The sequence below is a fragment of the Paenibacillus glacialis genome, assembly GCF_001637205.1.
Taxonomy (GTDB): Bacteria; Bacillota; Bacilli; order Paenibacillales; family Paenibacillaceae; genus Paenibacillus_AQ; species Paenibacillus_AQ glacialis.
Genome location: NZ_LVJH01000002.1, coordinates 1 through 23,064, shown reverse-complemented (window position 1 = coordinate 23,064; position 23,064 = coordinate 1). Strand labels below are relative to the sequence as shown.

The following is a 23,064-nucleotide window of genomic DNA, read 5'->3' as shown; positions in this document are numbered from 1 at the left end:
GTTTCTGATGTATGTATTGCGGAGTATATCAGAATAGTGGCGCTCAAAAACTTATGGGAGGAATTAATATGGCGGAAACATCTGCACTAAAGAAAAATGTTAAGTTTATTATTACCCGTCAGGATGCGCCGGATTCCAAGCCTTATACAGAGGAATTTGAAATTCCATATCGTCCTAATATGAACGTCATTAGTTCACTAATGGAAATTCAACGTAATCCGGTAACAAGTGAAGGAAAGGGTATTGCTCCCGTGTGTTGGGATTCCAATTGCTTGGAAGAAGTGTGTGGTGCCTGCTCGATGGTTATTAACGGTAAACCTCGTCAGGCTTGTGCAGCACTCATTGAGAATTTGGAGCAACCCATACGATTACAACCGATGAGTACATTCCCTGTGGTACGTGATCTTGTGATCGATCGTTCTCGGATGTTTAAGGCACTCAAACGTGTGAAAGCATGGATTCCGATCGATGGTACGTATGATTTGGGACCTGGACCACGTATGCCTGAGAAGAAACGGCAATGGGCGTATGAATTGTCTAAGTGTATGACTTGTGGTGTATGCCTCGAAGCTTGTCCTAACGTAAATGAGAAGACAGATTTCATTGGTCCTGCAGCTATTTCTCAAGTTAGGCTCTTTAATGCCCATCCTACAGGCGATATGAATGCGGATGAACGTCTAGAGATGTTAATGGAGGACGGTGGTATTGATGGATGTGGTAACTCACAAAACTGTGTCCGTTCTTGTCCAAAGGGAATTCCACTCACGACCTCTATCGCTGAAATGAATAAGGACACAACCAAGCATATGTTTAAGCGTTGGTTAGGCGTCTAATTGTAGCTATAATTATAGTTCGATTAATACGAGCACCTCTACGAATATCACACGTGTGAGATTCATAGAGGTGTTGTTCGTTGATAAGGGCGGTTATAATAGAGGAAGCACGTGGTTAATCTTAATCTTTAGGAGGAATACATATGATTTGCAGAGAACGTGAAGAGGACTGGGTCATGTTTGATCAGCACAAGCATGGGTTACTAGCAGGAGAATTTGCTGAAGTAATTAATTCGACCAGATTTCGAAATGGTAAGCGCTGGGAAGAAGCCTTGTATGCAGTGAAAGACCATGATAGAGGTTGGATATATTTGGATGACAATCCATTTTGGAATGATACTCAAGATACACCATATACATTTATGGACTTCCCTGTAGCTGTGAAGTTGACTTTCTACAGTAAAGGATTGGACGAGATTCAGTTGAATAGCCCATATGCAGCGCTATTATGTAGCATGCATTTCGAGAGGTTGTTGGTACAAGCGAATTTCGAACACCCAATACTTACGAAATATATGGAGCAGGAGCAAGAACGTAGAAAGCGTATACAAATAGAGTTAGGAATAACAGATTTAACAGACAACAATGAACTTATTTATGATCTTCACGTATTGAAGTTTTGTGATGATTTATCGTTATATTTATGTTTAAATGAGCCAGGAGTAGATAAAGAACATGAATTTCCATGGTGGCGTGATGGTTTTCCTGTGTCTGAGAATTTCGATTGTACAGAAGGTGAGATCATTCAGGCATATTGGAGGAATTCAAACACAGTAGAACTATCGCCGTTTCCTTTTGATAGAGAATTAACTGTTGAACTGACATGTCGAATCGTATCGAAGAAGGATATTGATAAGATGGGGATCACGGAAGCTTATTATACTACGAAAGAAACCCATTATTCTTTTCACATTCAGGCTAAGTAGTCAAACCTTATAATATTGGAGGGCTTGGGGAAATTTGAAGATGACGAGAAGACAATTTCTCCGTTCAAGTGTATCAACAGTGATAGGTGCAGGATTGCTTTCAGGTGGTTATGCCTGGTTGTGGGAGCCTAGACATCTCTCGATTGAATCACTTGAGCTTGAATTCGCGAGGTTACCATCAGCTTTTGATGGGTTGAAGGTTGTCCAGTTCAGTGATGTTCATTTGGGATTTCATTCTTATGAGTCGGATTTTAAGAATTTGATGGAATCTATCATGAATCAATCTCCAGATGTTATCTGTCTTACTGGAGATATCGTAGACAATAGTGCGGAGCCATTGGCCCAAGCTGTCCCTTATTTAGCTTCTCTTAAAGCGCCAATGGGGAAGTTTGCGATTTTAGGGAATCATGATCATTGGGGAGACCCAGATGAAGTGATTCGGATGCTGAAAGCTTCAGGTTTCGTTGTGCTTCAGAATTCCAATGTGATCTTGAGAAGACAAGAAAGTATGATTGCAATCGTGGGATTGGAGGATCTTTTAAGGGGAATACCTGATCCAAATAAGGCACTGATGGGTGTTCCTGAAGGAACATTCTCCCTACTACTGGTACATGAACCCGATTATGCAGATACTACGGCGTTGTATCCATTTGATATTCAATTATCAGGACATAGCCATGGAGGGCAGGTCCGTCTCCCTTTCTTGGGTGCGGTTACTACTCCTATTGGCTCCAAACGTTATATTCAGGGCCTCTATAGTCTTGAACCCAATGGAATGCAATTATATGTAAACCGAGGCGTTGGAGTAACACAACTACCTATAAGATTCCTATGTAGACCAGAACTTACGGTATTTACGTTTAAGAAGTCGGGTATATGATGAGGGAAAAGGATGTTCGATAATCGTGAGTTTATGAACTCTTCTATACTAGTAGGAGAACGAGTGCAACTTAAACAAATTGAGAAGGTAGATGGGAAACGGTTGGAGCATATTCTCTCTACTCTACAAACGATAGATTGTGCAACTTTTGATATGGATCATTCTTATTTTGGTTCTAAGAGGATGCTCAATCAAATCTTAAGTCGTGAATTAGAGAACTTTATTCATTTCGGGATATGGTTAAGGAAAGCCAATGAACTCATAGGATTAATATCTTTTCAGCACTGGAGTAGAGTTCAAGCGAAGGCAACAATAGGATACATGCTTGATCGAACATACTGGAATCAGGGATTAGCGACGGAGGCATTGAGGCTTCTATTGGAATTCGGTTTCACTGAGCTTGGACTTCTTCAAGTTGAGGGAAGATGTTATAAGAATAATATCGCTTCAGAAAAAGTAATGACCAAAAACGGTTTATTATGGATACGAACATTACCTGCAAGGTATGGCGCACGAAACCTTTCTAATGAAATCCATGTATATGGTCTGAGCGAAGCATCTTATAGACAAAGCTAAAGCAAGGTGATCTAGTATTGTTACACAAATGAAATATAGCTGTTACGAAACTCTAACAGATCGAGGTTATACTTATTACATAACCCCCCTTTTGAATAATAAATTAGGACCCGTTGATAACGGGTCCATTTTTTTGTCTTCTATTGTTCAAAGGGGAACAATTACTTTGCGTTGCTGTTTATAATATACCCATTCTTTAAAGCCGATTTCTCTGAGCCTTGAGCTGACTTCTGACAATTCGTCTCCTACACGACTAGGAGTATGGGCATCAGACCCAAAAGTGACATCCACGCCATAATGGAGTGCTCTCTCCAATATACTATCCGATGGATACCATCCACCGCTTAGCTTCGTCTTACCTGACGTGTTGATCTCAATAGCAACCCCACACTCAGATATGACCTGCAGCGTCTCATCAATGACTTCAACCGCAGGAATGTCTGAAAAGGCAGGATAATTTCCTTTCATGGCATCGAGGTGTCCAAGTATTTGGAAACCTCCACTTCTCGCAGAATCTTGAATTAGACGGTAGTATTCTTTTTTGACGGCAATATGCTGTTCAGGGGTTAATTTTTTCCAACGATTCTTGTTAAATATGCTGACGTCGTACACTTGATGTATAGACCCAATAATGTAATCGAAGGGATACTTAGATAACGTATCTCTGTAAATTTCAGCATGTTGTGGAAAAAAATCAGATTCTATACCTAGCAATACATCGATGGTTCCCGCATATTCTGCTTTGAGTTGCAGCACCTCTTGCACATAATTTCCTAGTTCAGACTTCCCCATTGAAATAAGCGGAAATGCCTGATTTTCTTCTCTACCAAAGTAAGGGGTGTGATCGGAGATGCCTATAACCTGAAGTCCAGCAGAGATTGCGGATTCGATGTAATCACGGATATTTCCATCGGCATGTCCGCAACGATAATGGTGCGTGTGAATGTCAAATTTCAATGGTTAGTACACTCCTTATTTCAATTATTCAGAACTTATAAATTGGGTTTCAGGCATTCCTTTGAGATCACTCAGGAATTGCTGCATGGCAGAGTTTAGATATCTCCCTGATTTATAAATGACACCCACGGGATGCGTGACCTCAAGCTCGAAAAGTGGAATTATTTTTAGTGTACCCAGACGGAGCTCTCTTCCAACAGATAATTTGGAGATAATAGCAGCACCGAGGTTCATTTCCACCATTCGTTTTATTTCTTCACTACTTGAGAGTTCCATAACTACGTTAGGTGTGATTTTGTGCTTTTTAAAGATTTCATCAACAAATTTTCGTCCAACTGTATCCTGAGTAAGCAAAATAAGTGGTAGATCTCGTAATGCTTCGATTGATGGGACTGGATTCTGGGTGCAAAGAGGGTGTCTGGGAGAAACAACGAGTTCAAAAGTGTCATAGTAAAGCACGGAATTCATTAAGTTCGGGTTACGTTCAATGAGATATCCGATCCCCACATCGATCTGTCCATTTTCTACGCTATTGTAGATTTGAGAGGATGCCATAGACTGAATTGTCGTTTTGATAAGTGGGAATTGATCTTGAAAATAAAATAATATACGAGGTAAGATTTGTATGGCTATAGAAGTAGTTGTTCCAAGGACGATATGTCCTTGAGGAATTTGACTTAAATCCGAGAGGCGTTGCTTTAGTTCTTCTACGATAGATAGCATACGCTTCGAATGTTCGAGGAACACTTCACCACGATCCGTTAATGTCACAGGCTGGTTGCGGTCCACAAGCACAGTATTAAACTCGTCCTCTAGGCTTTTGATCTGAGCTGATACAGCAGGCTGCGTAAGATTGAGTAATTCTCCTGCTTTTCGAAAACTCATAGTCTTTGAAATGGTTACAAGTGTTTCTAACTGACTGATGTTCACGCCATCCCTCCTCATGATAGTTCTTATATTTCTATGACTTCGTTCAAATACTTATTAATTAAAATTATAGATGATACGTTAGGCTAGAGCAATGAAAGTCAATACATATTCTTTATATAATATGTCTACTAACCTTCAAAAAATGGGCTTAGAGACCGATAAATAAGAAGTGGATTTCTGATTTCAATAAGTTAAAGCGTATAAATGAATACATGGAGATACCATTATCTTATATGAAATAGGTTGTTAGGACCATGAAGTGAGATTTATATATAATATTTGATGTATTATTGCTAGGTTTTAAGTATAATTATTCTAACGATAATCGGGACTTTTGGTGCATTACCAACAGACTAGTGCAAAGGGGCATTTTGATATGAAAGCGGAAATAATTAATCCTTTTCTAGAGTCCGCAAGGATCGTTATTGAACAAGTTATTAGCGTATCACCTTCTACAGGTGATTTAGGGATTAAAAATATCGAAGTTGTTAAAGATGATATATGGATTCAAGTGGGTATGACAGGGCAGTTATCAGGAAATGTTGTGTTCGGGCTGAAAGAGACGGTTGCATTAAAAATTGTATCCGCGATGATGGGCGGATTTGTTTTAACCGAAATGGATGAAATGGGTAAAAGTGCGATATCTGAGCTGAGTAACATGATCAGTGGAAATGCCAGTACGATTCTTTATAATCAAGGAGTTAACGTTGATATTACACCGCCTAAAATTGTAAGTCCACAAGATGATCCTCAGTTTTTCTCTGAAAAAGCACTCAGCATTCCGTTATTAATGGATGGAATTGGTGAACTGGATATTCAAGTGATGATTTCTTAGAATAAAGAGGGTATGCTCATTCTTAGGAGTTCAAACTTCGCATCTTGAAATCTGGATGTACGCGAAGTTTGAGTTAGGAGGTGTAAGAAATCATGCTGAAAGACAAAGTGGTTGTCATAACAGGGGCTTCAAGTGGAATTGGCGCATTAGCTGCAAGGTTCCTATCTGAGCAGGGTGCTATTCCTGTATTAATGGCACGTTCTGAGGAACGTCTACATTCGATTAGCACGCAAATTTCTGGTCCGCATAAGCTGATTGTGATGGATGTGACGCAAACGCAACAAGTGGAACAAGCGATGGATCAAGTGATTGAACAATACGGAAGAATAGATGTTCTTTTGAATAATGCGGGATATGGGAAATTTGAATCTATCCTCGATATGCCTGTGGATGAATTCAGCGAAATGATGAATGTCAATTATATGGGAACAGTACGATGTACGAAGGTAGTACTTCCTTATATGCTAGAACGGGGAGAAGGACATATTGTAAACGTCGCCTCCATGGCGGCTAAAATCGGAACAGCTCAATCCACCTCGTACACGGCGACTAAACATGCTGTCTATGGATTTAGTAATAGTCTGCGTCAAGAATTACGAGGGAGCGGAATAACGGTATCTACGGTCAACCCAGGTCCCATAGACACGCCATTCTTTGAATTAGCTGACCCTTCTGGGAAATATGTCTCCAATATAAGCTGGTTTATCATGAAACCTGAACTTGTTGCACGTAAGATGGTCAGACTCATTGAGCGTAAACAAGAAGAAATTAATCTTCCGCGATTGGCAGCGATTGGTATGCGGTTCTATCAACTATTTCCACGATTGGCGGACAAGTTAACGTACAAAATGATGAATAAGAAATAATGGTGGACCGGCTCACTTGAGCCGGTTTTTTGGTGGACATCCATGCGTTACTAGAAGATCCTACATTAAATTGGACAAGAATTTGGTGGGAAATCTGTTTTAGCATATAATGAATAAGAATGATTCGAACATAAAGGATGGACTTACATGAATATAACTTCTTTTGAACAACTAGGTTTACCAATCGATATGGTAAATAAGCTATCTGAATTTGAAATAAACGAACCTTCGCCTGTACAGGCAGAGGTGATTCCTGCTGTGTTACAAGGTAGTGATGTCCTTGCACATTCTCAGACGGGAACAGGAAAGACGCTTGCTTATTTGCTTCCAATTTTGCAGGGGATTAACCCTGAACTTAAGACTATACAAAAGATGATTCTAGCTCCTACACAAGAGCTGGCCATGCAAATTGTACGTGAAAGTGAACGTTATGGACTACATAAAGGCATTCGTGTGTTAGGTCTCATTGGTGGAGCAGCTATGAAACGTCAAGTTGAGAAGCTAAAACTTCATCCTCAATTAGTTGTTGGAACTCCCGGGAGAATAAAAGAACTCGTTGAAATGCGCAAGATCAAGATGCATACGGTCACGACAATTGTAGTCGATGAGGTAGATCAAGTGTTTGATCTTGGTTCTGGAGGCGACGTGGAACGTATTATTCGGAGTGCGGCACGCGATCGCCAACTTGTCTTTCTCTCTGCTACCGTTAGCAAACAAACGGCAGCGCTTGTGAAGAAAGAGATGAAGCAGCCGATTGAGGTAGGGATTGAACCAGAGCAAATGACTGCAAAAGGGTTAGAACATCTCTATTTCGTATCTCAAGAACGTGATAAGCCGGATACACTCCGCCGTCTCATTCGACATTACAATCCGCAAAAAGTGATCGTATTTGTGAACGCTACAAAAGATATTGCAGAAGTGGAAGCTAAGATGAACCATCTAGGCCTTAGCACTCAGGCTCTTTATGGAGATGCAGACAAGATGGCACGTAGTGGTGTTCTCGAACGTTTCCGTAATGGTAAATTTAAAGTGCTAGTGGCTAGTGACCTGGCTGCGCGCGGGTTGGATATTGAAGGTTTAACGATGGTCGTAAACTACGATCCACCGATAGATTCTGAGCATTATGTGCATCGTGCAGGTCGAACAGGAAGAATGGGACGTACGGGGATCGTACTCTCCATTGTGACAGATCGACAAACGTTCATCATGAAGAAATTTACGCAAGAGTTGAGAACTCCAATTGGGCTTCGTACAATGTTTGGAGGAAAGGTCATTGAACCAGGAGACGAGATATTAACCTCAAGAGCACCTTATGTTTCACCTAGGGAAGAAGCCACCTCGTACCGTAAAGGTGACGAAAGTCGTAAACGGCTTGATGTGGACAAGGGAACACAGCGTAAAGAAGTAACAAGTGAACGGAATCGTCGGTCTGTTGATAGCCCAGTAATTGCTAAACGCGCTGAACCAACGCAAACAACGGAAGTAACGCAACCGTCCTCTGCTACACCAAGTCAATCAGTTGAAGTTTCTCGTAAATCAAATAGACCTTCTACTGGAGCGAGCAAGAGCGAGAGAGAACGCATACGTAAAAATAAAGGTGCACCGAAGTGGTTGAAGAATAAACCACCCCGTTCTTAAAATGAGCCAATCGAGGTGAGAATAATGAGTGATACGCCTGTATTAGAAATTCAAGGACTTACTGGGGGTTACAGTCTCAATCGTCCTGTTCTTCACGATGTTAACTTTCAAGTAGGTACTGGGGAAATGATCGGTTTAATTGGACTGAATGGTGCAGGGAAAAGTACAACGATGAAGCATATTTTGGGATTGATGACACCTCAGAAAGGAGATATTCGCGTCAAAGGCAAGAAGCGGGAAGAAGATTCAGAAACGTACCACAGCGCACTTGCTTTCGTACCGGAGTCTCCGTTACTTTATGAGGAAATGACCGTCAGAGAGCATTTAGAATTTACAGCAAGAGCGTATGGTGTATCCAAAGAAGATTTCGATGAACGTTCCGGGAAATTATCTGCATTATTCCGAATGGAAGATAAGATGGATAGTTTATCGATACATTTGTCTAAAGGGATGAAACAAAAGGTCATGATTATGTGTGCCTTTGTGGCTCGTCCGTCTCTTTATATTATTGATGAACCTTTTCTTGGGTTAGATCCTCTCGGGATTCGATCACTGCTCGATTTCATGGTGGAGTTAAAGGCTGGAGGAGCCTCAATTTTGTTGAGTTCTCATATTTTATCTACCATCGAGAATTATTGTGATCGGTTTATCGTTATGCATCAGGGAATCATTATTGCTCATGGTACGCTTCAACAAATTGCTGAACAAGCAGGTAAACCAGGTGCTCCGCTGGAGGAACTTTTCTACACACTTGTACAGGGTAGGGTTTGAATATGGACTTGAAGGGTCTTCGTATTCAACGCCGCCGTCAATTTTGGGGAGAAATTGTCCCGTATCTAGGATATGTCATGCAAAGTGGCGTGGCCGTATTAATGCTGTTCATGTTTATCGCCTTTTCTGCGTGGTATACATCCCTTATTCAACACGTTCCTGAAGGATTGCCGATTCGGTGGATTATGTTGGTGTTACTGCTCCCGTTGATTGTTCGTAGCAGTATTCGAACTTATCTTCGATCGCCTGATATTGTATTCTTGCTGCCGCAGGAATCGAAGATGAAGGATTATTTGTCAGGTAGTTGGGTTAATGGTGTCTTGTATAAACTAGTAGGGCTAGCACTGGTATTCTTGACGGCATGGCCGTTATATGTTCGCAGTGATGCTGCACCCAAGTCATTTTGGACCTTTCTCATCCTACTTTGTATTTTGAAAATCATCTCTAGCTACGGTGGATGGAAAGAGCTGTCTATGGTGTCATTGCGAGCTTCTAAGGGGTATCACTTGCTTCGTTGGGCAGTTATGGCGCTGGCAATGAGTGCATGGTTGTGGGAGCCTGTTGGGAAAAGTCTTATTTATGTACTTCTTGTGCTTGCAACCTACATTTTTGCTTTATCCTATCCCGTGAAGCATTTAGTAGCGTGGGAACGATTGATTGCTAAAGAAGAATCTCAGATAGGTCGAGTCATGTTGGTATTGGGATGGTTTGTTAATGTCCCAGAGCAACAGCAACAGGTATATCCACGTCGTATACTCTCCAAAGCAGGAAATCGAGTGGTATGGAAACCAGTCGCTGCATATAAGTATCTCCTTACGAAAAGTTTTGTGCGTAGCGATATATTAGGGATTATGCTACGTGCGGGGGTGTTGGGATTCTTACTTGTATGGTGGACACGTGGGAGTATATTGGGAAGTGGCATTTATTTGTTCTTTTTGTTCCTAATAGGTGTACAATTGTCTGCTCTTCAACGATACCATAAGGAGTCATTCTGGCTCAGTATTTATCCTATTCCAGCGAATAGTAGACAGCATAACGTTACGACATTTGTATTTCAGGTGCATATGTTAGTAACGGTGATTCTATGGTTGCCTTTACTGCGCAATGGATGGGCACATATAAGTCTGACATTCAGTACACTTGCGCTAGGAATTGTGATGTCGTGTATCATTCGTGTCATTCTGGCACGTAATGGCAATAAAGACAACGATGATGAGTAGATGATATATATATTAAATAAGAGGCCGGGGGATGTTCCCCAGGCCTCTTATGCTAATTATAAGAGATCTCAATTCATTATACCTACAAAGCGCGTGTGATAATAACCAATAAGATGAAAAGGACTAAGATAGCTCCAGTGTTAGTAAACATTCTGCCACCGACGCCACAACCGCCCCTAACTTCTTCTACTCCACTCATGGTAATTAGACGGATTGTAAATCCTGAATTCCTTGATAGATCAAACGGAACAAATCTTCAAGATATTCTTCTTCAATACATGAGAAGGCGATTCTCAAATCATGTTCTCCTAAAGCAATGGTTCCTACACCATATTCATGAATCAAATGGGTACGAAGCGCTTCCGCAGATACCGTCTTCAATTTCAAACACATGAAATATCCAGAGTTGAATGGATAGTAATCCCATACTTCATTGTATTTGTCGTCGTTAAGTAGCGCCTTTACACGATTGGCGCGACCTTTCATAATTTGGAACTTCTCTTCTTTTTGGGCAGTGAATTCAGGTGCTTTGAGTGCATCGAGTACAAATGTTTGTGAAGGATGTGACCCGCTAGAAATCGTTGCACGGATAATACCGATTGCCTTATTTTCCAGAGCAGCAAGTACATCTGAATTTTCAGAAGCAAAGGTAATGAATCCGACGCGGAATCCCCATACAAATTCTTCTTTGGTAGCACCATCTACTTTAACTGCAAGTACACGAGGATGAAGTCCCGCTAGCTTACCAAATAAAGATTCCTTAAGTGAATCTTCAAAGAATAGACCAAAGTAGGCATCGTCCGTTACGACAACTACATTAATTCCTGCTTCCGCCGCTTCTTTAATGACTGCGACAATCTCTTCGCCTTCCTTAAGACCCGGAGTGTATCCTGTAGGATTGTTAGGGAAATTAAGAACAACGATGGCTTTACCTTTACCTTGCTGTGCTAATAAGGCTTCGCGAAGTCCAGCGCTATTGAATGTCATCTCTTGCGTGAAGAGTGGATAGTTAACGGTCTCACCATGGCGACGTATGCCAAATGTAAGCTCATAATTCTCCCAGTTCTTATCAGGATAAATAACAGCATCGCCCTCATCTACAAATAAATCTGCAATGATACTGAGGCCATGTGTTAGTGCATTTGTTACAACCGGATTACCAAAGGACTTATCTTGTAGAGATGGATTCTCTTGCAACATTTTGCTTCTCCACACGGTCCGAAGTTCTGGTTTACCAGCAGGGGGAGCATAACTGTATAGATCTTTGGGTTGGAATGCTGACAACTTGTCTTGAATCACACTTAAATGCATAGGAATTCCATTCTCTGTGGCAATTCCAATCGTAGCATTGTATTTCTTAGCATGGGCCGTAGCTTCTGCTGACTGGCTTAGAATCCCCTCTTTAGGGAAAAAAATCTCTTTTCCAAGCGTTGATAACATGTCATATACGTGTGTATTTCCAGCTTTAATGCTCTCATTCAATTGTCCAGCAAGTGGGTTCATGCTTTCCATCCTTCCGAGTCTGTTTAATGGTTGATACTACCGCTTTAACTGGATCATATTATACCACCTAGCCTTGGAACAGTCACTGACAAATACTATATTATTGCATATGCGGACAGTATTTCTTCATTTGTTCAATGGTCTCTTGATCACGTTCATGTCCCCGACGTTCTAGTCCGCTGACAACTTGGTCTCTTGCAGCTTCAGATAAATTTTGTCCGAACTTGAATTTTGCAGACAAGTGTTTGGACCGTATTTTCATGACTGCAACGCCCTTGAGTCGTGAAGCATATCGAGGATCAGTTGGATCAATGGGATCGTAACCGCCCTCAGGTTGTAGCTTTCTCATAAACAAAGTGAATATTCTCCCTTTTTCGGATAGGTCGTTTATGACCTCAACAGTACCGCTAACCATGACACTTTTGAAGTAAGATGTAGCAGGACAAGCTAATGCAGGGTCGCTGAAGTAGGAAGGAATTAATGCATATTCATCGGCGACTGTAAAACTGACCTGTTCATGAATACGCATATGATTCATTTTTTCGCCAACACGACTTCCATGGAAATAGAAGGAACCCTGATCATACACGAAATTAATCGGAGTCACTCGTGGGCAACCTTGATCATCGACTGTACCAAGAAAGCCAAAGGTTATCTCTGATAAAAATTGGATCAGTTCGTTCTCTTCTTGTACACTAAATTCTTGTCTTCTCATAGTTATTCAATCTCCTAATCTATACGCTGTATAGTAAAATCATTTAACTTTATAGAATTATCGTATGATATTGATTGACAAGTAAAAAGATCCAATTTAGATTATATTTTATAGTCCACTTGATCATTTTACATAGAAGAAGGTGAAGTAATGGAACTCGCTCTACGACTGGACTCCTATTTAGAGGAATATCGGTATAAGTATTTAGCGATTTATTATGCATTACGTGACGCTATTCTAGAGGGGAGACTTGCGGGAGGTTCTAAACTTCCGTCTACGCGTTATTTAGCGAATCTTTATGATATCTCTCGTGGTTCAGTTGCCCAGAGTTACGATATGCTACTTGCTGAAGGATACGTTCGAATGGAAGTGGGGAGGGGAACGTTTGTGACTCATGCAGGTCCTTCTCCAGTATCTAATGAGCAGACACCCAGTGCTCAAATTACGCTCTCTTCATGGGGAATGCGATTGATGAGTCAACAGCCAGTTTCCTACGATCATCAGAAAGGTGAGGGAGTCATCAGCTTTTTACCTGAATCGATACCTATGGAATATTTCCCTTATGATGAATGGCGAAGTGCCTTGGCTTATGCGGGTGGCAAAGGAGGAGGAGATTTAGAGGTTCCTACTCTCCCTGAGGGAGACATGCAGTTACGCGAGGCTATTGCAGGCTATCTCCGGATAACTCGAGGTATTGCAGTAGACGCCGCGAACGTTGTTCTATTTAGCGGATCGATGCAGGGAATTGCAATTCTTTCACAGCTCCTAGTAAACGAAGGTGAACGTGTTGTAGTGGAAGATCCCGGTTATTTCGGTATTCATAAAGCTGTCCTAGCATGTGGTGGCACGATTGTACGAGGAGCTGTCGATGAGGAAGGGTTAATACCCGAGGATTGGAATGCAAGGGTACTCTTTGTAACGCCTAGTCGTCATTATCCTACGGGTGCTGTACTTTCTTTGGAAAGACGTAGGAGGATCCTGGTGTGGGCACAGGAGCAAGAGGGAATAATAATAGAAGATGACTATGATAGTGAATTTAGATTTGGAGGTCGACCCATTGAGCCACTAAAGGCATTGGATCGTGAAGGCAGAGTCATCTACTTAGGTTCTTTCTCAAAGACGATGTTCGCTGGATTACGATTAGGTTACGCATTAATTCCGAACGCGCTTCTTGAGCCTGTGGTGCGATCTAAAGCATTCTATGATCCAATTTCGCCGGGGTTATTAGAACAGAGGGCACTGGCACATTTCATGGTCCATGGACATTATAAACGCCATCTACGACGAATGACTCGAATATATAGTGCGCGACACGATCGATTCTGTGGTTTAATCTCTGATCAGATCAATGAAATTTTCAGGTTTATACCTGGGGATGCAGGACTTCACTTGTATGCCCTATGGCAGCGCTCAGCAGAGGAATATGAAGCTTTTAAATCGGCTGCGAAGCGAAGAGGTGTGGAGTTTAGGGATGCCAAAGGATATAGAATCTTACCCGGTCCAATAGCTGCTTGCTTTGGATTTGCTCATCTTCATGATGATCAGTTGGTTGAAGGCGTGAACCGGCTTGCGCTAGCATGGCAGGATGTGCAACAATCATTTTAAAATATAAGAAAATATAAGTTTCACTTGATACAGTGTAGTCGATTACTTAACAAAGGGGGGGATTACGTTATGCTACATGCTTCGCCGTCCTCTTTTGAGATCAAACCTTCATTAGCCAAAATTGTATGTGAACCTAGTTGGAAATGGCAAAAGAGAGACAAGGCATTGCCCAATTATGATCTATTCTATGTCTGGAGTGGTGAGGGCACACTCATTAGGAATGATGAATCTTATGAAATAGGTAAAGGAAGCTGCTTTCTATTTAGACCTGGAGATCACACAAGTGCTATTCACAATCCTCAGAAACCCTTAGTGCTGAGTTATATTCACTTTGATGTGCTGGAGCCCGTAACGGAGATTCCTCATCCTTATCGAATGATACGAGAGACGGTTGATTTTGAATATATGTTAGCTCGTTACGTTCGTTTATTTCTTGTGAATACCTATGCGGCTAAGGAAGAAGGTCAGCTCATTCTTAAGCAGCTGATGATTCATTTGTTGCGTGAGGACAATAATGACAATAATCAGCCTGTTCTCAAAATAGTTAGCAATCAATTGACAGAGGTCATCCATGAAATAGCCAACTATATACGCCAACATCCAGGGATTCCGCATCGCGTGGAGGATTTGGCAGCACGTGCTGGCCTATCACCGCGCTATTTCTCTATTAAATTCAAAGATTTAATAGGTTCACCTGTTCAGTCTTATATTATCAAAATGCGTATCGAAAGAGCTCAACACTTGCTACTGTATGCAGGCATGAATGTGACAGAAGTGGCAGACACTTTAGGGTACCGGGATATCTTTTTTTTCAGTAGGCAATTTAAACAATATACAGGTCAGAATCCGTCAGAAATTCGTTAAATCGAGCTGGGATAAGGCATACGTGAATACGAATAAAAACAACTTTGGGGATGTGATTGATCTGAAGTTGTTTTTTGTTAGTCGTTTCTACTTGTATGATGAAGGTAGGTATACGTAAGGGAGTGATTCAACATTATGATCCAGAACAATAAAGGTAAAATTGCACTCGTAACAGGCTGTTCTAGTGGATTCGGTCTACTTACCAGTGTGGAGTTGGCAAAACAAGGATTCACCGTCGTGTCAGGCATGCGTAAACCAGAGGACAAAGAAGCGTTAATGGAAGCTTCACGGATAGCGGGTGTGGAGTCGTCTATTCAAGTGGTAGAATTGGATGTTCGCAATGAAGATCAAGTACGGTATGTAGTGGAGCAGATTCGAAATGGCTACGGTCGTCTAGATATTCTGGTCAATAATGCGGGTATTGCTGTTGGGGGGGTGATTGAAGAAATTCCGTTATCGATGTGGAAAGAGCAAATGGAGATCAATTTCATAGGGATGGTCTGTGTTACGCAAGCTGTTCTTCCTTTAATGAGAGAGGGTAGAGGGGGACGTATTATTCAGATGAGTAGCATTAGTGGCAATGTTGGCTTTCCGGGGTATGGACCTTATGCTTCTTCTAAATTCGCGTTAGAAGGATTTAGTGAGTGTCTTGCCATGGAAGTGAAGTCATTCGGGATTGATGTTGTGCTTGTTGAGCCAGGAGCTTATGGGACACCTATCTGGGAAAAAAGCATCTCTCAGATGAGTACGGTATCCCATTCTCCGTATAAAGGTTTACTTGATCGGATTCTACAGTATTCACAACGAAGTGCGGCAGGAAGTGGTGATCCACTGGATGTAGCTAAATTAATAGCAAAGATAGCCACCGTTCATTCTCCGGCATTTCGTTATGCTCTCCCTCGTGGAACATCATTAACGATGATTGCTAAACAATGGTTACCAGATCGTTGGTTTCAACGCATCATTCTTAATCTGTTAAATCGGAAGTCCTAATGGTTCGGACGTTGTGCTGAAGCATGAAGATCACCTAAACGTTGCCCCATACGCACAGCATCCCCGAGTTTGATATCTTCCCGTGGTGTAAAAGTATCGTTCTCCATAAGTAGAACGACGGTCGATCCAAATTCGAAATAGGCAAGATCATCACCTTTGTTCCATTTGTTCACAGATGCGTCTGTGTATTGAATGCTACTGACATTCATTGCACCAACTTTTACAACAGCTACTTCTCCAAATGAATGAGCAATATATGTGATGAGTCTTTCGTTACGACACAGTACAGAACGCATATGAGTCATTGCAAAATCATTTACAGGATATACCCGACCCTTAATATGTTCACTTTCTGTCTGAACTCCCGTTACTGGGGAATGGATACGATGATAGTCGGTTGGACTCAAGTAAAGTACGAATACATAACCATTCTTGTAAAGCTCCAGATGCGGAGAATGATGAAGGATATCCTGCACTGAGTAATCTTGACCCTTTACATTCAGAATCGTTCCTGATGAGATCTTACCCATTGCTGTAATCACAGCGTCAACTGGACTTGTTAAAGAATGCTCATTGGCATCGATAGGTCTCATTCCAGGTTTGAGCTTTCGTGTAAAGAACGCGTTAAGCGAACGATACTCGCGTATGTCTTTCTCCGCTTCAGACACGGGTATTTGATAGTTGCGAATAAATGTTGGGATGACGTAGCGGCTTACACTACTGTGAGAAAAACGACCCATTATTTTGGATATCGATTTTCTTGAGGAGAGCTCGGTCATCAATCGCATTATTTTTTTTGCCATGGTTTTTCTCCCTTCAGAGGTTACGTAAGCGCTCTGAAATATATTGACATAGATTAGATTTTAAATCAATTCATTCTTGTCATTATACTGCATTTTGGATAAAGCAGCTTGTACTAAGTAAATTCAGTTATCACTAAAAATAATAAAAAATGGATAGAGAATCAGATGTAGGTAGGTCTGATGTCTCTATCCATTCTTTATTTTCTAATGGTGATGATAAGATGGAAGGTTTCTACTGTAGACATTACGTTCTAACAAGTGAAGAGCGTAAGCCATAGGCTGCTCATATGTCTTTTTCCATATGGACATCATGTTGGCTTTACGGAAGCCATAACGTTGATCTCGACCATTACATTCAATGAAATAGGGTTTGCCGTCGTAGGTGATCCCAATATCCATACCGAAGTCAGCTATCCATGGCAGTTGTGTGCTCAAACTCCAGGCAATCTCTAGTGCGATCTGTTCAATACAATGGATTATGGATTCGGGAGATTGGGTAGGAACGCTGGTTGCAAGGAGGGATTCAACTGGGAGTGCGGTCGCTCCTTGTGCAATGTTGGATACAAATGTACTAGATGGGGCTATCTTCGCATACATACCTGTCATCTGCCATAGTCCTTGTAAGCCTCGTTGTACAGTTACGCGCATATCATATGGGTTACCTTGATATTCAGCGAGTTGAATACGCTCTTGTACGAGGAAAGGATGACGAGATATTCGACGCAGCACAATAGGAGGTAATTGTACTTTGTTTAATGTTATCGTTTCCCACCCTCCAATAGTAGGAGAGTTAGAGTAGGTGAGCGCCCACTTAGAACTGACATTGCGAAGCCGCATAATTCCTTGGCCTATGCTGCCACGGCATGGCTTTAGAATAAGGTCGTTATGTTGCTTCATCATACGACGAATGACGGTAGGTGTAGCTGTAAACGTATCAGGGAGAAATTTCTTCAATGAAGGGTTGGATGCTAATCGACGGTGAATTTCATCCTTACCATAACGATTACAGAAATTGAAGACAATAATTCCTTTATTGAGTAACCTATTCATTCGTAGATGGGAACTATTGTTGAAATAAATCGCACGATTATGAATGACCTTCGGAATGGGGATATCGATTAGCGAATAATCGTGTTCATTCTTAATATAGGCAATACACCTACCTGTCTCCAAATTGATATCTTCAAGCTTCAAGAAACAAGGGATCAAGCCATAGCTCTGAGCACTTTCTTCATAATTTTCTAGTGATTCCTGACCTGTTTCGCAGCGAGGTATGCCTCGGTGCATGCTTGCATTAAGCAGTATACCAACCAATTGCTGCATGACCGTTCCTCCTTGTCTGATGTTCAGTACAGGTCATTATGTGTTCTCACCAGTGTACTTTCTACTAGAGGAAATGGTATGGACGAATATGCTTAACGAGAGAGCCTATTTTACATCTATTAATAATAAAGTTTAGGTTACTGTGACAATGGGCAATGATCTTGCATATGATGCCTATGACGAAAGACAGCAGGAAGGAGAGAACTGCTTTGAATAAACACACGAAGAATAAATTGAGTAAAAGTAAAAAGTCACCACCACTTTATTATGTAGATGATCCGAATAAGCAGGAACTGAGTTTTCTCGACAAGCCCAAATTAAGTCAGCCCCATAACAAATCGGAGGTAATCATTCTTTCTGTAGCTGCTCCGCCTCTAGATCAGAGCATTGAAGAGCTAGAAACCAATATTGTTAAAAGTATTGAGGAACTTCCAAAGATTGAAATTGAAGTTAGTTCAGTTGATCAGACGGAAGAAGAACATTCTCTAGATGTTCATCATTCTGTGGATGCTGAAACTTCCTCTCCAGAAGAAGAGGGACTTACACTTAATGAGGTAGAAGAGTTACTCACAGACAAACAACATCCCAACCGAAAAGCGGCTTTTATTTATGAAGATGATCTAACAGAAGGTGCTGTTACAGCAGACAAAATAGCTCCTAGAGCTATTGATGCATCCAAAATGAAAAAAGGTAGCATACAGAGTGAGCAATTGGACGATTATGTGGTTGGGAGTATCCATATCGCAGATGGAGCCGTTATTTCTTCCAAAATTGCATTAGGCTCGATCCATTCAGAACACGTAATTGATGGCTCCATTGGATTTGATAAAATTGGGGATAAATCCATTGGTGGTGAGAAATTGAAGGATGGGAGCATCAGCTCCGATAAGCTAAGTGATCGTACCATAGATGCTCGCAAAATTGCAGACGCTTCTATCTTAAGTAGACATTTGAGCAATATGATTATTTCAAATGCATTGTTAGAGGATCATTCTATAACCGCAGATAAGGTTCAGAACAGTGCAATTCAAACTGTACATTTAGCAAATGATGTCGTTGATAACTCTAAAATTGCTGATTTATCTGTCACTGCATCCAAAATTCGTGACAGTGCGGTTACAGGAAGCAAGATTGCGGATGCCAGTATTGAAGGAAAGCACTTACAGGATAACGTGATTACAGCAAGTCATTTGGCACTAGAGTCTATCGGTGGGGATCAACTTCTACGTCGTAGTATAGGTTCCGAGCAATTGGCTCATGGGGTTGTTCAATCTGGACACATTGCTGAAGGAGCTGTAGAATCACTTCAGTTGTCTCAAAATTGTATCCGAAGCAAGCATATACAGAGTGAGGCTGTAGTCGGTAAGCACATTGCTGAAGGTGTTGTGGATGCTTATCATATCGCGGATCATAGTATAAGCTCGAAGAAAATAGTGGATCAATCTATAGGGACTACGCAACTCATCGAGCAGGCTGTGACAACTTCGAAAATTGCTGATCAGAGTATTATCTCAACTAAAATCATCGATGAAGCGATTCATACGCGTCATATTGCTAAATCCTCTATAATGGGTTCTCAGATTGCTCCCCATGCGATCACTCCCAATCATCTCAATTCTGATGTGGTACTATCTGAGCACATAGCACAACACTCCATTACGGAGCAACATATCCAGGCTGCGGCAGTGACGTCAGACAAAATCAGGGCAGATTCGATTCAGGAATTTCATTTAGGGCATGAAGCCGTGTCAGAGCGAGCCTTGGGTTCTAAGAGTGTAACAGCAGGGAAGTTAGATCGAGGTAGTGTCACTAGTGACAAGTTAGCAGACGCTGCGGTCACTTCTGAGAAAATAGCGGGCGAGGGTGTTCGTTCCCACAACATTGCACAAGGAGCAATACAAACATTACACCTAGCTGATGACAGTGTCAGTGGGCGTGCTTTACAAGAAGACTCTATTCAGGCCTTTCATCTGACAGATGGCGTTGTATCCTCACGTCATATTCAAGAGAAGAGTATTGGGCAAACGTTACTGCAGAATCAAGCCATCACATCCATAAAGATCGCTCCAGGAGCGGTTAAAGATGAGCATATTTCACCAAACTCAGTTCTTTCCCACCATTTAGGGGATCATATTGTAACTTCACTTAAGTTATCTCCAGAAAGTGTATCTACGGATAAACTAAGTGAAATGGCTATAACAACTTCTAAGTTGGCCGATGGAAGTGTGACAACAGAAAAGCTGGAACAACAATCTGTGGGATACGAACAGTTGAGTCCCAACGCGGTACGATCTGATATTCTATCAGAACGCTCGGTATCGTCTCAGCATATTAGTCTAAAGGCTGTAGAATCGGATCACATTCAGACCGCAGCTATTCTGGCTGAACATTTAGGAACATCATCGGTGGGTACAGATAGTATTCAAAATGGTTCGGTGACAGGTGAAAAGATAGCCTCTGGTACGGTTAGTGGACGACAAATTGGACTTGAGAGTATTACTGGAAAACATCTCGAACAGGAATCAATTCATGGCTATCATGTGAGAAAAGGAATTGTCACATATTCGCATCTTGCAGATGAGCTTAAATCTGGACAGTGGATTCCTGAAAGCAGTATTGATGGGAGTAAATTGCAATCTGCTTCATTAGCTACCTCCCACTTTCAAAGAGGTATCGTAGACAGTGATATCTTGAAGGAACAGGCCGTAAGCTCGGATAAAATTCAGCCGGGAGCGATTCAATCAGAGCATTTATCGAAAGACATTGTACAAAGTGAGCATCTCAGTAATGGATCAGTTACAGCAGATCATCTTCAGACTCAAGCGATTCATGCGCATCATCTTCAACCCAAGCTGATAACGGAATCTCATCTGCAAGCAGGATTGATCCATTCTAAACATCTTCAGGAAGGTGTAATTCTACCTCATCATATTCAAGAACAACTCATTAGCGGGCGGCATCTTCAGCCTGGTTCTGTTTCCTCAGGACATATTGAGAATAATTCTGTCACGCTTTCTCATCTGACAGATGAGATTAAATCCGGACAATGGATTCCTGAGAATAGTATTGATGGGAGTAAATTGCAATCTGCTTCATTAGCTACCTCCCATTTTCAAAGTGGTGTAGTAGACAGTGATATCTTGAAGGAACAGGCCGTAAGCTCGGATAAAATTCAGCCGGGAGCGATTCAATCAGAACATTTATCGAAAGAGATTGTGCAGAGTGGGCACATCGGTAGCGGAGTAGTTACAGCTAAGCATATTAAGTCCCATACGATTCATGCGCATCATCTTCAACCAGAGCTGATAACGGAATCTCATCTGCGAGTGGGATTGATCCATTCTAAACATCTTCAGGAAGGTGTCATTCTACCTCATCATATTCATGAGCAACTCATTAGTGGGCGGCATCTTCAGCCTGGTTCTGTGTCCTCAGGACATATTGAAGATAGTTCGGTCACCCTTTCACATCTGAGCGATGAGTTGAAATCTGGACGATGGCTTCCTAAAGGTAGTATTGATGGGGATAAATTGCAATCTGCTTCACTAGCTACCTCCCACTTTCAAAGCGGTGTCGTAGACAGTGATATCTTGAAGGAACAGGCCGTAAGCTCGGATAAAATTCAGCCGGGAGCGATTCAATCAGAGCATCTATCGAAAGAGATTGTACAGAGTGAGCACATCGGTAACGGAGTAGTTACAGCTAAGCATATTAAGTCCCATACGATTCATACGAATCACCTTCAGCCAGACTTGATATCTGAATCTCATCTACAAGCAGGGTCAATCCATTCTAAACATCTTCAGGAAGGTGTAATTCTACCTCATCATATTCATGAGCAACTCATTAGTGGGCGGCATCTTCAGCCTGGTTCTGTGTCCTCTGAACATATTGAAGATAATTCGGTCACCCTTTCGCATCTGAGCGATGAGTTGAAATCTGGACAATGGCTTCCTGAAGGCAGTATTGATGGGAATAAATTGCAAGCCGCTTCACTAGCTACCTCCCACTTTCAAAGCGGAGTAGTAGACAGTGATATCTTGAAGGAACAGGCCGTAAGCTCGGATAAAATTCAGCCGGGAGCGATTCAATCAGAGCATCTATCGAAAGACATTGTACAGAGTGAGCACATCGGTAGCGAAGTAGTTACAGCTGAGCATATTAAGTCCCATACGATTCATACGCATCACCTTCAGCTAGACTTGATATCTGAATCTCATTTACAAGCAGGGTCAATCCATTCTAAACATCTTCAGGAAGGTGTAATTCTACCTCATCATATTCAAGAGCAACTCATTAGTGGGCGGCATCTTCAGCCTGGTTCTGTGTCCTCAGGACATATTGAAGATAATTCGGTCACCCTTTCGCATCTGAGCGCTGAGTTGAAATCTGGACAATGGCTTCCTGAAGGCAGTATTGATGGGAATAAATTGCAAGCCGCTTCACTAGCTACCTCCCACTTTCAAAGTGGTGTAGTAGACAGTGATATCTTGAAGGAACAGGCCGTAAGCTCGGATAAAATTCAGCCGGGAGCGATTCAATCAGAACATTTATCGAAAGAGATTGTGCAGAGTGGGCACATCGGTAGCGGAGTAGTTACAGCTAAGCATATTAAGTCCCATACGATTCATGCGAATCACCTTCAGCCTGATTCTGTATCCTCTGAACATATTGAAGATAATTCGGTCACCCTTTCGCATCTGAGCGATGAGTTGAAATCTGGACAATGGCTTCCTGAAGGCAGTATAGATGGGAATAAATTGCAAGCCGCTTCACTAGCTGCCTCCCACTTTCAAAGCGGTGTAGTAGACAGTGATATCTTGAAG

20 protein-coding genes are annotated in these 23,064 nt (G+C 41.7%); 13 read left to right on the top strand and 7 right to left on the bottom strand.

Going from position 1 to position 23,064, the window contains the following annotated elements:
* Window positions 1–68: 68 nt before the first annotated feature.
* The 4 genes from sdhB to PGLA_RS00480 all read left to right on the top strand — a co-directional run bounded on the left by sdhB (window position 69) and on the right by PGLA_RS00480 (window position 3,215).
* Entirely contained in the window at window positions 69–833 is a 765-nt protein-coding gene (gene sdhB, locus PGLA_RS00495; RefSeq protein WP_068527233.1) for a succinate dehydrogenase iron-sulfur subunit, read from the top strand.
* A 143-nt stretch (window positions 834–976) separates the two neighbouring features.
* Window positions 977–1,759, top strand: a complete 783-nt coding sequence (locus tag PGLA_RS00490; RefSeq protein ID WP_068527230.1) for a DUF3891 family protein — start codon at window positions 977–979, stop codon at window positions 1,757–1,759.
* A 40-nt stretch (window positions 1,760–1,799) separates the two neighbouring features.
* Window positions 1,800–2,639 (top strand): metallophosphoesterase, encoded by an 840-nt coding sequence (locus tag PGLA_RS00485; protein WP_245699644.1) that lies wholly within the window; start codon window positions 1,800–1,802, stop codon window positions 2,637–2,639.
* A gap of 12 nt (window positions 2,640–2,651) precedes the next feature.
* Window positions 2,652–3,215 (top strand): GNAT family N-acetyltransferase, encoded by a 564-nt coding sequence (locus tag PGLA_RS00480; protein ID WP_068527229.1) that lies wholly within the window; start codon window positions 2,652–2,654, stop codon window positions 3,213–3,215.
* A gap of 147 nt (window positions 3,216–3,362) precedes the next feature.
* On the opposite strand, the gene PGLA_RS00475 is transcribed toward PGLA_RS00480, so the two are convergent.
* Complete coding sequence (locus PGLA_RS00475; protein ID WP_068527227.1) at window positions 3,363–4,172, bottom strand: histidinol-phosphatase; 810 nt, start codon at window positions 4,170–4,172, stop codon at window positions 3,363–3,365.
* A 24-nt stretch (window positions 4,173–4,196) separates the two neighbouring features.
* On the bottom strand, window positions 4,197–5,102 hold the full coding sequence (locus PGLA_RS00470) for a LysR family transcriptional regulator (RefSeq protein ID WP_068527225.1): 906 nt from the start codon (window positions 5,100–5,102) through the stop codon (window positions 4,197–4,199).
* Window positions 5,103–5,478: 376 nt separating this feature from the next.
* Between PGLA_RS00470 and PGLA_RS00465 the strand changes: the two genes are divergently transcribed.
* The 5 genes from PGLA_RS00465 to PGLA_RS00445 all read left to right on the top strand — a co-directional run bounded on the left by PGLA_RS00465 (window position 5,479) and on the right by PGLA_RS00445 (window position 10,432).
* A complete protein-coding gene (locus PGLA_RS00465) occupies window positions 5,479–5,937 on the top strand; it encodes a chemotaxis protein CheX (protein WP_068527223.1) in 459 nt (152 codons plus the stop codon).
* 92 nt (window positions 5,938–6,029) lie between these two features.
* Complete coding sequence (locus tag PGLA_RS00460) at window positions 6,030–6,803, top strand: SDR family NAD(P)-dependent oxidoreductase (RefSeq protein WP_068527221.1); 774 nt, start codon at window positions 6,030–6,032, stop codon at window positions 6,801–6,803.
* 147 nt (window positions 6,804–6,950) lie between these two features.
* Window positions 6,951–8,441 carry a DEAD/DEAH box helicase gene (locus PGLA_RS00455; protein ID WP_068527219.1) on the top strand — a complete coding sequence of 497 codons (1,491 nt, stop codon included), beginning with the start codon at window positions 6,951–6,953 and terminating at the stop codon, window positions 8,439–8,441.
* Between the two features lie 24 nt (window positions 8,442–8,465).
* Window positions 8,466–9,212, top strand: coding sequence for an ABC transporter ATP-binding protein (locus PGLA_RS00450; RefSeq protein ID WP_068527217.1), 747 nt, complete (start codon window positions 8,466–8,468; stop codon window positions 9,210–9,212).
* 2 nt (window positions 9,213–9,214) lie between these two features.
* On the top strand, window positions 9,215–10,432 hold the full coding sequence (locus PGLA_RS00445) for an ABC transporter permease (RefSeq protein ID WP_068528308.1): 1,218 nt from the start codon (window positions 9,215–9,217) through the stop codon (window positions 10,430–10,432).
* An 82-nt stretch (window positions 10,433–10,514) separates the two neighbouring features.
* Here PGLA_RS00445 and PGLA_RS28700 read toward each other — a convergent pair whose 3' ends face one another.
* From PGLA_RS28700 to PGLA_RS00435, 3 genes are all read right to left on the bottom strand, one after another.
* Window positions 10,515–10,631, bottom strand: a complete 117-nt coding sequence (locus PGLA_RS28700; RefSeq protein WP_245699643.1) for a YjcZ family sporulation protein — start codon at window positions 10,629–10,631, stop codon at window positions 10,515–10,517.
* A 5-nt stretch (window positions 10,632–10,636) separates the two neighbouring features.
* Window positions 10,637–11,935, bottom strand: coding sequence for an aminotransferase class I/II-fold pyridoxal phosphate-dependent enzyme (locus tag PGLA_RS00440; RefSeq protein ID WP_068527215.1), 1,299 nt, complete (start codon window positions 11,933–11,935; stop codon window positions 10,637–10,639).
* Between the two features lie 100 nt (window positions 11,936–12,035).
* Complete coding sequence (locus PGLA_RS00435) at window positions 12,036–12,650, bottom strand: pyridoxamine 5'-phosphate oxidase family protein (protein WP_068527214.1); 615 nt, start codon at window positions 12,648–12,650, stop codon at window positions 12,036–12,038.
* A gap of 150 nt (window positions 12,651–12,800) precedes the next feature.
* Between PGLA_RS00435 and pdxR the strand changes: the two genes are divergently transcribed.
* The 3 genes from pdxR (at window position 12,801) to PGLA_RS00420 (ending at window position 16,112) form a co-directional block, all read left to right on the top strand.
* Window positions 12,801–14,255 (top strand): MocR-like pyridoxine biosynthesis transcription factor PdxR, encoded by a 1,455-nt coding sequence (gene pdxR / locus PGLA_RS00430; protein ID WP_068527212.1) that lies wholly within the window; start codon window positions 12,801–12,803, stop codon window positions 14,253–14,255.
* A gap of 69 nt (window positions 14,256–14,324) precedes the next feature.
* A complete protein-coding gene (locus PGLA_RS00425) occupies window positions 14,325–15,119 on the top strand; it encodes a helix-turn-helix domain-containing protein (protein ID WP_068527210.1) in 795 nt (264 codons plus the stop codon).
* 135 nt (window positions 15,120–15,254) lie between these two features.
* A complete protein-coding gene (locus tag PGLA_RS00420) occupies window positions 15,255–16,112 on the top strand; it encodes an SDR family oxidoreductase (protein WP_068527208.1) in 858 nt (285 codons plus the stop codon).
* On the opposite strand, the gene asd is transcribed toward PGLA_RS00420, so the two are convergent.
* Entirely contained in the window at window positions 16,109–16,915 is an 807-nt protein-coding gene (asd, locus tag PGLA_RS00415) for an archaetidylserine decarboxylase (RefSeq protein ID WP_068527206.1), read from the bottom strand. The genes PGLA_RS00420 and asd overlap by 4 nt on opposite strands.
* Before the next feature lie 204 nt (window positions 16,916–17,119).
* Window positions 17,120–18,238, bottom strand: coding sequence for a YheC/YheD family endospore coat-associated protein (locus PGLA_RS00410; protein WP_068527204.1), 1,119 nt, complete (start codon window positions 18,236–18,238; stop codon window positions 17,120–17,122).
* 209 nt (window positions 18,239–18,447) lie between these two features.
* On the opposite strand from PGLA_RS00410, the gene PGLA_RS00405 reads away from it, so the two are divergent.
* Window positions 18,448–23,064: hypothetical protein (locus tag PGLA_RS00405; RefSeq protein ID WP_068527202.1), on the top strand; the 4,617-nt coding region annotated here is incomplete at its 3' end.

Coding starts and splice junctions, on each gene's coding strand:
- sdhB (WP_068527233.1), top strand. CDS start 69: ATGGCGGAAACATCTGCACTAAAGAAAAATGTTAAGTTTATTATTACC.
- PGLA_RS00490 (WP_068527230.1), top strand. CDS start 977: ATGATTTGCAGAGAACGTGAAGAGGACTGGGTCATGTTTGATCAGCAC.
- PGLA_RS00485 (WP_245699644.1), top strand. CDS start 1,800: ATGACGAGAAGACAATTTCTCCGTTCAAGTGTATCAACAGTGATAGGT.
- PGLA_RS00480 (WP_068527229.1), top strand. CDS start 2,652: ATGTTCGATAATCGTGAGTTTATGAACTCTTCTATACTAGTAGGAGAA.
- PGLA_RS00465 (WP_068527223.1), top strand. CDS start 5,479: ATGAAAGCGGAAATAATTAATCCTTTTCTAGAGTCCGCAAGGATCGTT.
- PGLA_RS00460 (WP_068527221.1), top strand. CDS start 6,030: ATGCTGAAAGACAAAGTGGTTGTCATAACAGGGGCTTCAAGTGGAATT.
- PGLA_RS00455 (WP_068527219.1), top strand. CDS start 6,951: ATGAATATAACTTCTTTTGAACAACTAGGTTTACCAATCGATATGGTA.
- PGLA_RS00450 (WP_068527217.1), top strand. CDS start 8,466: ATGAGTGATACGCCTGTATTAGAAATTCAAGGACTTACTGGGGGTTAC.
- PGLA_RS00445 (WP_068528308.1), top strand. CDS start 9,215: ATGGACTTGAAGGGTCTTCGTATTCAACGCCGCCGTCAATTTTGGGGA.
- PGLA_RS28700 (WP_245699643.1), bottom strand. CDS start 10,631: ATGAGTGGAGTAGAAGAAGTTAGGGGCGGTTGTGGCGTCGGTGGCAGA.
- PGLA_RS00440 (WP_068527215.1), bottom strand. CDS start 11,935: ATGAACCCACTTGCTGGACAATTGAATGAGAGCATTAAAGCTGGAAAT.
- PGLA_RS00435 (WP_068527214.1), bottom strand. CDS start 12,650: ATGAGAAGACAAGAATTTAGTGTACAAGAAGAGAACGAACTGATCCAA.
- pdxR (WP_068527212.1), top strand. CDS start 12,801: ATGGAACTCGCTCTACGACTGGACTCCTATTTAGAGGAATATCGGTAT.
- PGLA_RS00425 (WP_068527210.1), top strand. CDS start 14,325: ATGCTACATGCTTCGCCGTCCTCTTTTGAGATCAAACCTTCATTAGCC.
- PGLA_RS00420 (WP_068527208.1), top strand. CDS start 15,255: ATGATCCAGAACAATAAAGGTAAAATTGCACTCGTAACAGGCTGTTCT.
- asd (WP_068527206.1), bottom strand. CDS start 16,915: ATGGCAAAAAAAATAATGCGATTGATGACCGAGCTCTCCTCAAGAAAA.
- PGLA_RS00410 (WP_068527204.1), bottom strand. CDS start 18,238: ATGCAGCAATTGGTTGGTATACTGCTTAATGCAAGCATGCACCGAGGC.